Origin of the sequence: Chlorogloeopsis sp. ULAP01 (assembly GCF_030381805.1) — a bacterium.
Taxonomy (GTDB): domain Bacteria; phylum Cyanobacteriota; class Cyanobacteriia; order Cyanobacteriales; family Nostocaceae; genus Chlorogloeopsis.
The window spans coordinates 74,154-89,504 of record NZ_JAUDRH010000016.1; the positions used below are offsets into that span (position 1 = coordinate 74,154).

Consider the following 15,351-nt stretch of genomic DNA (forward strand, 5'->3'; position numbering starts at 1 on the left):
ACATTCCGAGCCTGCTTGAGTAATTACGAGTAAACAAGCTTTATAAATTCAGCTACCTTCCGGAATTATTTTCGGGCATTATGTTGAGCATTTATGACTGCTTTTAACAGTTTGTAACATTACTTTTCATGTTTAAGGTCGCACCACTATTCTGAAAGCCATGTTACGAAAAGTTGCAACAAGAGCCAGAACAAGCTAGAGGAGCCGAGGGACCGTACAACTCCCCTGGTTTCCTCTGCTGTAAAACTACCAAAAGATAGCCAAAGAAAATGAAAAGTTTTTAACCTTGGCTATAGCGCCCAGTTAATACAGATGGAGACAAGCTAGACCAAGACTGCTTGACTAAGTCTGCTGCTGCCTTGACACTGCCGAGGTAGTTACCCGCAGGTAGGGACGGATAGCGCTGGTAAGGCACTACATCCTCACCAAAGTAACGGGCATACTCTGGGCTGTTCACCATCGCCTCTACAGCTGCTTTCAAGCCACCATCAGCCAGTAGTTTGTTGTACTGGCGAATTTCTGCCTGAGTAGCTGGTGCGCGTCCCAACAGGTGACGGAAGAGGAATTCGATCACCTTGGTGTTGGGATAGGGGGTGTAGAAGCGCTTGCGATAAATTTCGGAGCTAGCTAAATCGCGCACAAACTCGCGTACAGAAATTTCCCCGTTCCGCAGTTTACTTTCTAAATCAGAACGGCGGAAATACTGAGGAATTTGACCGCTAAATACGTCCATTACCTGAACGTAAATGGCGTTCATCACCTGTTGCATTTCTGCTTGGTTTGCCCCTACAGTCATGCGGTAAATACGTGCGGGTTTGCGGCGGGTAGTACCTACACCCACTTCTACCGACTGTCCGCGACCATCGTTAAAGGAACGACCCAATTCAACAAACAACGGCTTGCTCTTATCGATCGCCTTTGCTTGTGCCGCCATATCTGCGATCGCCTTCGCCATAATAGGCATTTGGGCAACATTCATCCGCGACTTAGTAGGCTCAAAGCTGGGGATGACAATATCCTTACTTTGCTTGGTCAGCTGGTTATATAGCTTCTGAGTATTCGGGAAGTTTGCGGCCGGTAAAGTTGCAAAGCGGTTGTAAGGTACGGTGTCTTCACCAAATGCTTGCAGGTATTCTGGAGTATTTAGCATTGCTCGAATAAATGCGCGAATACCCTGAGTTGCAAGAATCTGATTATACTTCCTGATTTCCGTCTGATCTGATGGCGCTCTTCCTAAGAAATGCTTGGTTCCAAGTTCAATTACCTTAGTATTGGGATAAGGCGCATAGAATTCTTTCAAGTATAAGCTAGAACAACCTAAACCTTCAATGAATTCCTTAACAGTGATTTCACCGTTACTAAGCTTACTTTCCAATACTTTGAATTCTCTGGAAGAAGCAACATAAGGTGCAATATCCCGCTCGAAAATCTGGCGATAGGCAGCGCTAATTGCGGTTTGTACGGCGACTTTGTCGTTTGTACCCGCCACCAACTTAAAGATTTTCCTTTGTTCGCGCTTCTTGCTAACGCCTTGGTTGATGCGGAATTGAACATCAGGTTCTGTCCGGCTTTCTTTGACAGTACCCAGTTCTACAAAGCGTGGCGTTTCTTCCTTCTCAACTTTTGCACCCACATCTTCACGGATGCTACCAACACGGAGTTTCCGCAAAGCCACACCACCTGGCGTCAAATACCGTTCGTATGGAACTGTATCTTCACCAAAAGCCTCACTGTACTCTTCGGAGTCAATAATGGCGTCCACTAAGGCATAAAAGCCCTTCTTGGAGCAAATATCAAAGTACTTGTTGTTTTCTTGACGACCATAGGTTGGACGCCCTAACAAACGGCGGTGGATGTACTCGATCGCCTTACAAACATATAGCGGTGTCCAGTACAGCTTGCGGAACAGATCTGACTTCGCCAAAGCCCGAATAAACTCACGTACAGAAATTTCGCCGTTTTCTAGCTTAATTTCTTGCACTTTTAGTCGTTGTCCTTCGTAGACATCGCGACCGAAAACTTGCAGGTAAGCTGCCCGAATTACCGCTTGAGTAGAGCTTTCGGAGTATTTAACGCTTGCGCCCTTGCCAGTTCCTTTACTCAGTGTTCTGGGAATTTGATCCAAGCGGAACACTTTTGCACCCAAAGTACCAGGAAACTCACCACGAGCACTGGGGTTGCCAGTCTGGTTGTTAGTTGCTGGCCCTTGGTGAATGAGGATACGTCTTGTATCCTTACCAAAAGGAGCAGGACGGCTGCTAGGGTTGCGAGTTTCTTTCGGGAATATTGCTCCAAACTGAATTTCTAGCGGATCGTTACCGGAACCGTAGGGATGCTGATCGGGCAGAGGTTGTTCGTAGTCAGCAAAGGTCGTGATAAACTGAGGTACTTTGCGGAAAGGCGCACTGTATTTAAACAGATCTTGCTGCGGCCCCCAGTTACGACATTCTTGAGCTTCTTGACCCAAGCCGCGAATGTAAGGTACTGTTTCTTCGCCAAAGTAGTCAGAGTATTCCTCAGAATCCACCAAAGCATCAATTAATGCTGCTAGACCACCTTTGGAAACAATATCAAAGTATTTTTGTACCTCTTCCCGGCTGCTCGGCCCTCTTCCCAAAATATGACGAAAAGCAAGTTCTAGAGCACGGCTGTTAATAAAGGGTTCGTAAAATTGTTTGCGATAAAGTGGAGATTTGCCAAGACGGCGAACAAACTCTTTCATCGAGATGTCGCCATTCTTGACCTGAGATTCTAAGTAAGAAATAGACAAGCTGTAAGCGCGAGTAATGTCACGCTCAAATATTTGCCTATATGCCGCCTTGACAACCTCTGTTTTTTCTGATGCGGATAGCCCAGGCTTCATCACAAACTTTTGACGCCTCTCAGCTGCATTAAAGTAAATTTGAGGCAGTTGTAAACCTTGTTGGTCGCCAGAAGGACGCTGCCGCAGTTTATTAGAAGGGCTAGGTGCTTTGAATTCTGTAATCAAAACATCCATGTACTGAGACACAATGTCTGCTGCCTCAGCATCTTGGCGGAAATAAGAAAGCGCCGCTGCTTTCATTTCCTGCAAAGCCACAATTGTTGCTTCACCAGAGCAAGCGTTTTCAATAATTTCCCGTAAACCGCGCGTATTCACAGCGATGATGTTGGGATCGCCAGCAACGATCGCATAAGTAGCATAGCGCAGGAACCAGGATAAATCCCGCAAGCTCTTCGCCATGTTAGCAGGCCCATAACGGGCGATGTTAATTGGTCGGAATCCTGGAGGAGTCGGGCCGCTCGGTGAAGAATTAAAGATGGAACGTAAATTTTCTAGGAAGCCACCACGAGTTTCCACATAGGTGACAGTTCCCAATTTCATTGCATCTCTGACATCCGAGGAAGATGCAGCTGCTGCTACTGCCATCGCCACTTCTGGTTGCCTGGGCTTTTCCAAGAAAGCCATTGGTGAACCGCCAACAAAAATTCTGTTGGCAGCACGAGAAACAATTATCTCGGAATTGTCCGTTAGTATCTGGGCAATTTCTAAACGTCTTGCGCCAGATGCAAAATAATTAGCCAGTTCACTCAGTTCACCAGTTCCCAGAAAGCGATCTTGCTGCTCTGCCTGAGAAATGGTTGATACTGCTAGGGTTTGGTATAGTTGCGGACGCGCAACTGAGCTTCCACCACTTGCCTTAACACTCATCGGATTTGTAAAACTCCCATCATATGCGTTTATGTGTTAAGTCTGAGCCAGTTTTAGGCTTGACACATGGATATTTTTATGCACTCCCGTGTCGCCTTCTAATCTGCCAGAAAAAAATTAACCCAATCAGCTTTTAGATTAGAACGTTTTGCGATTTATCTGGGGCTTTATTAAGAAGTGTGTAGAAACTGTAGCGTTAATGTATAGGTTATTTAAGATGCCAACTCCAGTTTCCTGAGAAAAAACCTAAGTTTTGTATTTGTATCTGTAGATAACCAAGCCTCATGCAGAGAGTTTGCCAAAAGGGTATTAGCTAGCTTGATTTTATCCGATCGCAATAAAATCCATGCGCTCCAATGTATTCAAGTTTTTTTGGCGATGCGTTCCCTAAGCCACACCAGTTTGTTTAACGTAAGCGTTTTGAGTAAACAAAGGTACACAATTGCTCACATTAAAAGCTGCTGCCAGTTCAACATCTGACTCAAACCCACGTGCAATTAATTCTTTGCCAGAACTACATTTTTGTAAATACGCCAATAAATCTTTTTTAAAAGCATGAAATGCCGCCACAGCAATTTCTGCTTCTGGCGATAAACTGCCATCTAAATAGCTGAGAATTGCCCCTGCACCAATCAAATCCTCAAACGCTAATCGCAGGCTACTATCCTCTTGCCACCTCTCACCAGCAGGAATCACGGCAATTTTACTGCCATACCTTTGGGCAAACTGAGCCACAACTTCACAGTTGCGCAAGCAACCAGCCAAGGTGGGTGTAGTCCCAGTCAGCAAGGAGAGAGTAGAACCATTAGGTGAGGGCAAAACTAGTCGAGTTCCCGCCGGAATCTGAGTTAGCGATGCTGGGGAGAGAGAATATCCACTTGTAGACAAACTCTGTCTATGACTTGCCAACTCTGCCTGTACCGACTTAGCATAATCTACTGCTGATTCGTCTTTAATTGGATACGGAAAAATCATCGCGCCATTATTAGTGGCGAGTTCCACACAGGTTGAAAAAGAAAGTACATCAATGATTACAACTACATCACTGATAGAAGCAAGTTGGACAATTCCTTGTTGACCCCACTCACAACGCAAATCGTATTCTGATTGATTAAAAATCATATTCCCCGTGTCCCCGCGTCTCATTGTCCCCGTGTCCTTCCATCTGCCTTCTGCCTTCTACTCAAACGCGATCGCCTAAATAGCAACCACAAGCGATAAACTCAAAAATACTGCGATTACAGCTCCAGATATGTCCGACTCACAAACCATTAGCGCTGCTGTTGCCAATTTATACAACACCTACCCCTTTCCTCCAGAACCGCTACTAGATAAACCGCCCCCAGGTTATAACTGGCGTTGGAATTGGCTAGCTGCCTACAACTTCTGTACTGGACGAAAACCTCAAAAGCAAAACATCCACATTTTAGATGCTGGCTGTGGTACGGGAGTAGGAACAGAGTACTTAGTTCACCTTAATCCTGAAGCTAGTGTTGTAGGCATTGACCTCAGTGTTGGTGCTCTAGAAGTAGCAAAAGAGCGTTGCCAGCGTTCAAAAGCAAACCGCGTGGAGTTTCATCACCTCAGCTTGTACGATGTGGAACAAATTCCGGGTGAGTTTGACTTTATTAATTGTGTAGGAGTGCTGCACCACTTACCCGATCCGATTCGCGGTATGCAAGCCTTAGCAAAGAAGTTAGCCCCAGGCGGCTTAATGCACATCTTTGTGTATGGAGAGTTGGGACGCTGGGAAATTCAACTGATGCAAAAAGCGATCGCTCTCCTCCAAGGCGAAAAACAGGGCGACTACCGCGATGGTGTTCAGGTAGGACGAAAGATATTTACCTCGCTTCCAGAACATAATCGACTTGTCAAGAGAGAAAAAGAACGTTGGTCACTGGAAAATCAGCGTGACGAGTGCTTTGCCGATATGTACGTCCATCCCCAGGAAATAGACTACAATATTGAAACTTTATTTGAATTAATTGATGCATCGGGATTGGAATTTATTGGTTTTTCTAATCCTGGTTTTTGGGATTTAGAAAGACTTTTGAGCAAAGCACCAGAATTGATTGAACGGGCGCAAAATTTAAGCGATCGCCAACGTTATCGCCTCATAGAATTACTAGATCCAGAAGTTACCCATTACGAATTTTTCCTCGGTCGCCCTCCCCTAGCTAAAGCTGACTGGTCAGAGGATAAAATCCTTTTGGCAGCTATTCCCGAACTTAATCCCTGTATAGATGGCTTTCCCAGCCATTGTATATTTAATTACGATTACCAAATAGTCAACTTGTCACCAGCAGAGTTGGAGTTTCTCCAAAATTGTAATAGTCAATCAACAGTAGCCGAGATTTTGGCAAATGTGCAGCTTGGTTTAGATGAACTCAGAAAATTCCTCAAGCAACAGCTAATTTTATTAACACCTGCTTAATCATTAAATAATCATTGGTCATTAGTCAGTGGTCAATAATCATTTGTTAGTGGTTAGTAGTTAATAGGTTGCTAGTCTATTCCTCCCCGTGTCCCCTTGTCCCCTTTTCCCCTTTTCCCCGTTCCCTGGTAACGAGAACTAATGCTCTCTCAATCGAAAATGGTGCTGCTATGACTTTCAGAAAAACGCACAGTCCCAAGAAGCATGAGATAGTATAGTAGAGGCACAAGATGAGAAATCGTTCTCTTCCTCGCTCATCTGGGCTTGCTATCTTGCACTCTCCACACTCCGTTTCCATTGGTTAACAGTTAAGTGAATTGTTTTTTTCTAAAGTATTGTTACTCAATCGTGATATGATTTAGCTGGCTGAATGTGCAGTCAACATAATTAGCTGTACTGGTTTCGAGTCCCGTGAGCTTGTCTGATGAATCAACTGATCCCACACCAACACAACGACAAGATACTCAATCTGGTTTTGAGGACACAGAACCAGTAGACTCCATGCAGGAGTTTTATCAACTCTATCAGGAGTTCTTGGTAATTACACTTGTCTTGACGGGGATTATTTTTATCTCTGTGTGGATTTTCTATTCCCTAAACATTGCCCTAAATTATCTTCTTGGGGCAGCTACTGGCATGGTTTATGTGAGGATGTTGGCAAAAGATGTTGAGCGACTGGGCCAAGAAAAACGGCAGTTGAGTAAAAATCGGTTTGCTTTACTAGTAATCATAATTCTAGTGGCATCTCGGTGGAATCAGCTACAAATATTGCCCATATTTTTGGGTTTTCTCACTTATAAAGCAACGCTCATCTTCTACGTCATTCGGGAGGCGTTTATCTCTGCTTTACCGAATCCTCGACAACCTTAAAATGGCTCAATGTGGGGTTTTTGGGAAAAAATCCACACCAGGCTCTGTTCCTGTTCTCCAGCTAAGATTGGAGAAATAATTGATATGGGAAGGAAATGCTGAATTTTCTGAACTTCTTCAATTCTGTTCCCCTTGCCGAATTAGAAGTCGGTCAACATTTCTACTGGCAATTGGGCAATCTGAAAATACACGGACAAGTTTTTCTCACCTCTTGGTTTGTGATTGCCATTCTAGTAGTGGCTTCACTTACCGCGACTCGGAACATCCAGAGAATTCCTAGTGGCATACAAAATTTGATGGAATATGCCTTGGAATTTATTCGCGATCTGACGAAAAACCAGCTTGGTGAGAAAGAGTACCGTCCTTGGGTGCCATTTATTGGCACACTGTTTTTGTTTATCTTCATCTCAAATTGGTCGGGTGCTTTGGTGCCGTGGAAGATCATCAAGCTGCCTTCGGGTGAATTAGCGGCTCCGACCAATGACATCAATACGACAGTAGCACTGGCGTTGCTGACATCTTTGGCTTACTTTTACGCCGGTTTTAGCAAGCGCGGTCTGGGATACTTTAAAAAGTATATCGAGCCGACACCGATCCTGCTACCGATCGCGATTCTAGAAGATTTCACCAAGCCTCTATCCCTAAGCTTCCGACTTTTTGGTAACATCTTGGCGGATGAACTAGTGGTGGCAGTGCTGGTTCTTTTAGTTCCTCTATTCATACCTCTGCCGGTAATGGCTTTGGGGTTATTTACTAGTGCCATTCAAGCCCTGGTTTTTGCCACACTAGCAGGCGCGTATATTCATGAGGCGATGGAGGGACATGGTGGTGAAGAGCATGAGGAACATTAGATACAGTGAACAGTGAACAGTGAACAGTAAAGAAAAACTGATAACTAATAACTGTTAACTGTTGAAGTCCTCAGTTGATGTAATTTTAGATTTTGGCAGCTCGAATTTTGAGTTTGATTCAAAATCTAAAATCTCAAACCAAAAACCGTTCGTTTTGTAGTCGAAGTAAGGAAAATCAAAATGGATCCATTAATTTCTGCTGCTTCAGTTCTTGCTGCCGCTTTGGCAATTGGTTTAGCTGCAATTGGCCCTGGTATTGGTCAAGGAAATGCTGCTGGTCAAGCAGTAGAAGGTATTGCTCGTCAGCCAGAAGCAGAAGGAAAAATTCGCGGTACTCTGCTGTTAACTCTAGCTTTCATGGAATCACTGACAATTTATGGTCTGGTGATTGCGCTGGTGTTGCTGTTTGCTAACCCATTTTCCTAAGACTTAAAACTCTTTATGTAATTAACAGACGTGAAAGTTCACGTCTGTAGTCTAGGGTGACCCTTTATAGTTATTGGGTCTCTAGACACACAATCAAGGGTTGACTGAAAATATTGCCATGAAAACTGCTGTCCCAGCCAAAGAGGAGAGAAATGTTTGATTTCGATGCTACCTTGCCCTTGATGGCATTGCAGTTCCTGCTGTTGGCAGCTGTATTGAATGTGATTTTCTATAAGCCACTGACCAAGGCATTGGACGATCGCGATAATTACATCCGAACGAATAACCTGGAAGCTCGCGAACGCTTGGCTAAAACTGAGCGATTGACCAAAGAATATGAGCAGCAACTTGCTGATGCTCGCAAGCAAGCTCAAGCAGTCGTGACTCAAGCTCAGGAAGATGCTCAGAAAATTACTGCTGAGAAAATCGCCGAAGCACAAAGAGAAGCTCAAGCTCAACGAGAACAGGTGGCTCAGGAAATAGAACAGCAAAAGCAGGAAGCTTTACGTTCTTTAGAACAACAAGTAGATGCTTTTAGTAGGCAAATTCTAGAAAAACTATTGGAACCAAGTTTAGTTGGGAAGTAGAGCTATTTTGATCAAGCTCGCAAAATCGGTTCCAAAAAAGGCATACGCGCAGCGGGGCGTAGTCTCTGTAAGCGCTGAATTAAGTGTCACGCATTGACACTTTTTTCCCTTTTTTCCTTTGGGGAAAGTTCTAAACTTACTAGTAAGGGAGCAGCGCAGTTGTAGATGGGTATCATAGGAACTGTCTTATTACTAGCCACAGAAGCATTGGCAGAAGCAGAATCAGCAGAAGGCGGTTTCGGTCTCAACCTAGACATTTTAGAAACCAACATCATTAACTTAGCGATTCTGGTTGGCGTATTATTTTACTTTGGGCGTAAAGTTGTAGGCAACACTTTGAGCGAGCGGCGCTCAAATATTGAAACAGCAATTCGGGAAGCAGAAGAGCGCTTAAAGGAAGCGGCTGCACAGCTTTCTGACGCACAGCAGAAGTTGACCAAGGCACAAGCAGAGGCACAACAAATTCGTAAATCTGCTGAAGAAAACGCTCAGGCAACTCGTGAAGCAATTTTGGCACGAGCAGCAGAAGATGTGCAACGTTTGAAAGAAACAGCTGCCCGTGATTTAAGTACAGAAACAGAGCGAGCGATCGCTCAACTGCGGCAGCAGGTAGTTGCGATGGCATTGCAAAAAGCTGAGTCAGAACTAAAAAGTGGAATTTCTGACAATGCCCAACAAACATTAATTGATCGCAGCATCGCACTACTGGGAGGCAAGGGATGAAAACTAATATCGCAACAGCCGAAATAGCCCAGCCTTACGCAGAGGCTTTAATGTCGGTAGCGCAATCAAAAAACCAGACAGAAGAGTTCGGTGAGGATGTACGCTCTTTACTAAACTTGTTGTCCCAGAGCGAGCAACTGCGGAACTTTTTTGGCAATCCTTTTATTCCACCAGAGGATAAAAAGGCAGTCATCAATCGCATCTTCGGTGAAGGTGCTAACACTTATCTCCGTAACTTTTTGATGCTGCTGGTAGATAGACGGCGCATTCTTTTACTGGAAGATATTTGCCAGCAGTATTTGGCGCTGTTGCGGCAACTCAAACAAACAGTGTTAGCAGAAGTAATATCTGCCGTTCCTCTGACCGAAGCGCAGTCCTCAGCAGTCAAAGAAAAGGTCATAGCTATGACCAACGCTCGCGAAGTAGAACTAGACACCAAAATTGATCGTGACATCATCGGTGGTGTCATTATAAAAGTGGGTTCTCAGGTAGTTGACGCAAGCTTGCGAGGTCAATTGCGTCGCCTTTCTTTGCGCTTAACCAGTGCCTAGAAAGTTATGAGTGATGAGTTATGAATTCTGGGTTATGAGTAACAGATTTGATTCTTAAGCTCGTAACTCTCAACTACTAAAATTTAATTCTTAACTCCTAACTCTAAACTCCTAACTTTTGAATCTTTCCGTCTCGACAGCAAGAAGATAGACAAATGGCAATTAGCATCAGACCTGACGAAATCAGCAGCATTATCCAGCAACAAATCGAGCAATACGACCAACAAGTCAAAGTAGCTAACGTTGGTACGGTTTTGCAAGTAGGTGATGGTATCGCCCGTGTTTATGGCTTAGAAAAAGCGATGGCGGGTGAGCTATTAGAATTTGAAGATGGCACCATTGGTCTTGCCCTCAACCTAGAAGAAGACAACGTCGGTGCGGTGTTGATGGGTGAAGGCCATGAAATTCAAGAAGGTAGCACCGTCACCGCTACTGGCAAAATTGCTCAGGTGCCGGTAGGAGAAGCCCTTATTGGACGCGTTGTTGATGCTTTGGGTCGTCCCATTGATGGCAAGGGAGACCTTAAGACCAATGAAAGCCGTTTGATAGAATCTCCAGCACCTGGTATTGTAGCGCGTCGCTCCGTACACGAACCCATGCAAACCGGAATCACCGCTATTGACGCGATGATTCCCATCGGCCGCGGTCAACGAGAGTTGATTATTGGTGACCGTCAAACTGGTAAGACAGCGATCGCAATTGACACCATCCTCAACCAAAAAGAAGAAGATGTAATTTGTGTCTACGTAGCGATCGGTCAAAAAGCTTCCACCGTGGCAAACGTCGTGCAAACACTGCAAGACAGAGGCGCTATGGACTACACCATCGTCGTTGCTGCCAACGCCAGTGACCCTGCCACCCTGCAATACCTAGCTCCTTATACAGGTGCGACACTCGCTGAGTACTTCATGTACAAAGGCAAAGCTACCCTAATTATTTACGATGACCTTTCCAAGCAAGCCGCAGCCTATCGACAAATGTCCTTGCTGCTGCGTCGTCCTCCCGGACGGGAAGCTTATCCTGGAGACGTCTTCTACATCCACTCTCGCTTGTTAGAGCGAGCAGCTAAACTGAGTGACGAATTAGGTAAAGGTAGCATGACTGCCCTGCCAATCATCGAAACTCAAGCAGGTGACGTATCCGCTTACATTCCCACCAACGTAATTTCGATTACCGACGGTCAGATCTTCCTTTCTGCTGACTTATTTAACGCTGGTATTCGTCCTGCAATTAACCCCGGTATTTCCGTATCGCGGGTAGGTTCTGCCGCTCAAACCAAGGCAATGAAAAAAGTTGCCGGTAAGTTGAAGTTGGAGTTGGCGCAGTTTGATGAACTGCAAGCCTTCGCGCAATTTGCTTCTGACTTAGATAAAACCACCCAAGATCAGTTAGCACGGGGTCAGCGCTTGCGGGAACTCTTAAAGCAACCGCAAAACTCACCTCTAGCAGTGTATGAGCAAGTGGCAATTCTTTATGCCGGTATTAACGGTTATTTGGACGACATTCCCGCCGATAAAATTACTGTTTTCTCTAAGGGTTTCCGCGAGTACTTAAAGACTAGCAAACCTCAGTATGTTAAAGGTGTACAATCACAGAAAGTACTGGGTGATAGCGAAGAAGCTGCCCTGAAAGAAGCAATTAATGAATACAAGAAGACCTTCTTGGCAACGGCGTAATTAAGGGATAGGGGTTAGGGACTAGGGGCTAGGGTTGTAGATTAAATCCCCTAAATTCTGGTAATACTCATCTTTCCAATCCCTAACCTCTCATTCTTAATCTCTCTAGTCCCTAGCCTCTAATCCCTAGTCTCTAATCAAAGATTATGGCTAACCTCAAAGCAATACGCGATCGCATTCAATCGGTTAAAAATACCAAAAAAATTACAGAAGCTATGCGGCTGGTGGCGGCAGCGAGGGTACGTCGCGCCCAAGAGCAGGTATTATCCACTCGCCCCTTTGCCGATCGCCTAGCTCAAGTACTCTACGGTTTGCAAGCCCGTTTGCGGTTTGAAGAAGCAAACCTACCCTTGCTCAGAAAGCGGGAAATTAAGTCAGTAGGGCTGTTGGTAATTTCAGGCGATCGGGGTTTGTGCGGTGGTTATAACACCAACGTCATCAAGCGTGCCGAAAATCGTGCCAAGGAACTCAAAGCAGAAGGTGTAGATTACAAATTTGTGATCGTGGGGCGCAAAGCCGCACAGTACTTTCAACGTCGCGATCAACCAATTGATGCTGTATACACCGGCTTAGAACAAATTCCTACCGCAGCCGAAGCTTCCAACATTGCTAACGAACTGCTTTCTTTGTTTCTTTCAGAAAGCGTAGACAGAATCGAGTTAATTTACACCCGGTTCGTATCCCTAGTTAGCTCTCGTCCGGTAGTACAAACTCTGCTTCCCCTTGACACTCAAGGTTTAGAAACCGCAGACGACGAAATCTTCCGTCTGACAACTCGTGGCGGTCAGTTTGAAGTAGAAAGACAGAAAGTGACTGCTCAAGTTCGGTCTCTTCCCAATGACATGATCTTCGAGCAAGATCCGGTGCAAATTCTGGATTCTTTGCTACCTCTTTACTTAACTAACCAGTTATTGCGAGCACTGCAAGAATCAGCAGCCAGTGAACTGGCAGCGCGGATGACAGCCATGAGTAATGCCAGCGATAACGCGGCTGAGTTAATTAACACCCTTACCCTGTCTTACAACAAAGCCCGGCAAGCTTCAATTACCCAAGAAATTCTTGAGGTTGTTGGTGGCGCCCAAGCGTTAAGTTAGGACAACGGAGGAACACGGAGAAAGAGGATGGGGGGAGGGGGAGACAAAAAGACAAGGGGCAAGAACGTGCCGATCAATTCTCCGTGTCCCTGCATCCTCTCCTAATACCCGATACCCAATCCCCAATCCCCTCTCAAAAATCGAGAATTTTTCTCAATATAGTGTCTAAGTTTAAAACTGCACACTATAATAAGAATATAAGAACCTCATGGGTCCGCACCGGTTTCGACAGGCTGGCGAAAGCTACTCTGTGATCCAGGTCGAGAGTGAGTCATCTCTCGTAAATCCAAGGCTCAAAAAAAAAGTAAATGCGAACAACATCGTAAAATTTGCTCGTAAGGAAGCTGCTGTAGCAGTTGCCTAAACACCTCTAACGGTTCGAGCGCTTCTAGTCTGACTCCGTTAAGGGCTAGGGGCAAACCCCAACGGATGCGTTAGCAAGTCTCCTCTGGTAGGCTTGTTGACAAAGACCTCACCAGAGAATCCTACCGTTCGGGATAATGAACGTTTCCCGCCTTGAGGGTAAGAAAGGCTAAACCTGTGAATGAGCGGGGGGTCAATACCCAGTTTGGACAGCAGTTCGACTCTGCTCGGATCCACTTCAAAATAATTAAGTCCACCTGACACTAATATGTGTAGGTGGATTTTGTTTTTTATTGATAATTTCGAGAATTGAAGTATTCAGAGAATTGAAGTGCGACAAAAAATTTCAGTAGTTTTGGAAACTCAAATTAAACTTTATACCCATAGGCTAGAAGCCTTGTCGTTGCCTACATTTTTTAAATCTCTCGCTTCGTTGCTATCCCGCCAGAGAATCAATTCTCTGGCTAATAGCTAAAGTCTACTAGAAGTAGACTCAACAAAAATTTCAGTCCACTTGAGTGAACTTAGGCTATTAGCCTAGAACTTCAGTTCTGGGCGGGATAACACGAGAGCGGGATACAAACCAAGCCCACCTGCACGGGCTATTCAAAAGGGGGTTTATACTCGGATTTCATATTCAATAAAATCAATGCAATCTCAAAATTTTTCGACCCACAACTTATTGTTTGTGAGTCTAAGTGTTGTTATTTACAAATTTCTATGCTTGCTATGTATGATTCTTCCAAGGGATTGCAGTGAAAAAATTTGCCAGTTCCCTAAGTACGGATAAAATGTACTCAACATATTCTCTAGAAGCTTTATCATCATTTGAGCATAGCTCGCGAAGGTGTTGAATGTAGTCTTGAAAGCTTTTTTCTACAGCATCTGCTCCCTTATCAAAGGCTTTACCAGTGTCCTGCCAGTACTCATCAACTCCTTGAAGAAACTTGTTGAGTACTTGTTGTTCTTCAAAATGACTAACAATTTTCCTGGCTAGACGACGCTGCCATGATTCTCCAAAAAGTGACAATCCAATCATTGTAGCAGCTGCAATTAATCCTATTCCCAAAGTTATGGGGCCTCCAATGCCAGCAACAAAAGATACGACAGTTGCTACGCCTCCGCTAATACTAATTCCTAAAGCAGAAAGAAGACTAACAAATTTGGCAACCAAGATATAAGCACCAAGATTTCCTAATGAAGTTGCCCACAAAGCAAGCGCACCAACTCCACCAGCACCTGCTAAACCACCAAGAAATGCTCCCTTTGAGTCAAAAGGAATAGAGACAGAACCAACGTTGAGTTTAGGTAATTTGAGAAACACCTTTTCATAAGTTTCCAGGAATTTATCGATTTCTGCCTTCAAATCTTCAGAATTTTGTTTAATAGTATTTTTTAGCTCACCTTGAAGTTGTTCTACTAAGTAACCTGCTGCATATTCCTTTGCATCTCTCTTATTGTTGTAGCGATTCCGTATCATAGTCTCAACAGCAGCAAGATGAACCATATTGTTGTAAGTTTGCCGAAACGAGTCTTTAGTCTGACTATGCAAATTAGAAATTTTTTGATGGACTCTATCTCTTCCCTGTTTTACCTGAAATACACGCTTTGATTCTTCTTGTTCTAATTGCTGAAGTTCTTTTTGTCGCTGCTCAATTTCTGATTTTGTTTGTTCGTAGGCTTTAATTTTTTCTGCTATCTGCTGAGGAATTTCATGCTTTAAATTACAAATGTCTTTATCACTTTGAGATAGACGTGTCTTTGGAAGATTTTCTCCCAAAACAGCTAGAAGTTCATCCTTCAACCTTTTCCAACGTAATGGTGTTTCTTCCCAAAAAGTAAAGAAACGTTGTTGTAAGTCTTGTTGAGTAATTAGACTATTAATTTTCTCACTGCGCTCTTTCAAAACTCTGGAACTTATATGTTCATATAATCTTACTGCTCCAATCTTTAAAATCGATTTAAGCTGTGAATCTATAATATGAGGAGCAGCATGGGTGGCTACGACAAAAAGGTTGCCAAGCTTAGGAAACTCACAGTATATTTTGATTATGCAGGTAGTGCATAATATCCATATTTAAAAAC

The 15,351-nt window shown here is 44.2% G+C and carries 12 protein-coding genes and 1 other RNA gene; 10 read left to right on the plus strand and 3 right to left on the minus strand.

Annotation, left to right across the window (positions count from 1 at the left end; all coding sequences use genetic code 11):
• Positions 1 to 280 precede the first annotated feature (280 nt).
• Together QUB80_RS27410 and QUB80_RS27415 are read right to left on the minus strand one after the other, a co-directional pair.
• A complete protein-coding gene (locus QUB80_RS27410; protein WP_289792636.1) occupies positions 281 to 3,691 on the minus strand; it encodes a phycobilisome rod-core linker polypeptide in 3,411 nt (1,136 codons plus the stop codon).
• Between the two features lie 387 nt (positions 3,692 to 4,078).
• Positions 4,079 to 4,813: a 2-phosphosulfolactate phosphatase gene (locus QUB80_RS27415; protein WP_289792637.1), complete on the minus strand. Its 735-nt coding sequence runs from the start codon at positions 4,811 to 4,813 to the stop codon at positions 4,079 to 4,081.
• Between the two features lie 130 nt (positions 4,814 to 4,943).
• Between QUB80_RS27415 and QUB80_RS27420 the strand changes: the two genes are divergently transcribed.
• The 10 genes from QUB80_RS27420 to ssrA all read left to right on the plus strand — a co-directional run bounded on the left by QUB80_RS27420 (position 4,944) and on the right by ssrA (position 13,505).
• On the plus strand, positions 4,944 to 6,125 hold the full coding sequence (locus QUB80_RS27420; RefSeq protein ID WP_289792638.1) for a class I SAM-dependent methyltransferase: 1,182 nt from the start codon (positions 4,944 to 4,946) through the stop codon (positions 6,123 to 6,125).
• A gap of 411 nt (positions 6,126 to 6,536) precedes the next feature.
• Positions 6,537 to 6,995, plus strand: coding sequence for an ATP synthase subunit I (locus QUB80_RS27425; RefSeq protein WP_289792639.1), 459 nt, complete (start codon positions 6,537 to 6,539; stop codon positions 6,993 to 6,995).
• Positions 6,996 to 7,090: 95 nt separating this feature from the next.
• Positions 7,091 to 7,846: a F0F1 ATP synthase subunit A gene (gene atpB / locus QUB80_RS27430; RefSeq protein WP_289792640.1), complete on the plus strand. Its 756-nt coding sequence runs from the start codon at positions 7,091 to 7,093 to the stop codon at positions 7,844 to 7,846.
• 180 nt (positions 7,847 to 8,026) lie between these two features.
• Positions 8,027 to 8,272, plus strand: coding sequence for an ATP synthase F0 subunit C (gene atpE / locus QUB80_RS27435; RefSeq protein ID WP_016874655.1), 246 nt, complete (start codon positions 8,027 to 8,029; stop codon positions 8,270 to 8,272).
• Positions 8,273 to 8,424: 152 nt separating this feature from the next.
• Entirely contained in the window at positions 8,425 to 8,859 is a 435-nt protein-coding gene (locus QUB80_RS27440) for a F0F1 ATP synthase subunit B' (protein ID WP_289792641.1), read from the plus strand.
• Between the two features lie 165 nt (positions 8,860 to 9,024).
• Positions 9,025 to 9,582, plus strand: coding sequence for a F0F1 ATP synthase subunit B (locus QUB80_RS27445; RefSeq protein ID WP_289792642.1), 558 nt, complete (start codon positions 9,025 to 9,027; stop codon positions 9,580 to 9,582).
• Complete coding sequence (gene atpH, locus QUB80_RS27450; protein ID WP_289792643.1) at positions 9,579 to 10,133, plus strand: ATP synthase F1 subunit delta; 555 nt, start codon at positions 9,579 to 9,581, stop codon at positions 10,131 to 10,133. Before QUB80_RS27445 ends, atpH begins: the two co-directional genes overlap by 4 nt.
• Before the next feature lie 155 nt (positions 10,134 to 10,288).
• A complete protein-coding gene (gene atpA, locus QUB80_RS27455) occupies positions 10,289 to 11,809 on the plus strand; it encodes a F0F1 ATP synthase subunit alpha (protein WP_289792644.1) in 1,521 nt (506 codons plus the stop codon).
• 146 nt (positions 11,810 to 11,955) lie between these two features.
• The gene (locus QUB80_RS27460) at positions 11,956 to 12,903 is read left to right on the plus strand and encodes a F0F1 ATP synthase subunit gamma (protein WP_289792645.1); all 948 of its coding nucleotides are present in this window, start codon (positions 11,956 to 11,958) and stop codon (positions 12,901 to 12,903) included.
• Positions 12,904 to 13,113: 210 nt separating this feature from the next.
• Positions 13,114 to 13,505: a transfer-messenger RNA gene (gene ssrA, locus QUB80_RS27465) on the plus strand.
• Positions 13,506 to 13,993: 488 nt separating this feature from the next.
• Here the strand turns inward: ssrA and QUB80_RS27470 are convergent.
• Complete coding sequence (locus QUB80_RS27470; protein WP_289792646.1) at positions 13,994 to 15,172, minus strand: TrbL/VirB6 family protein; 1,179 nt, start codon at positions 15,170 to 15,172, stop codon at positions 13,994 to 13,996.
• Positions 15,173 to 15,351: the final 179 nt, after the last annotated feature.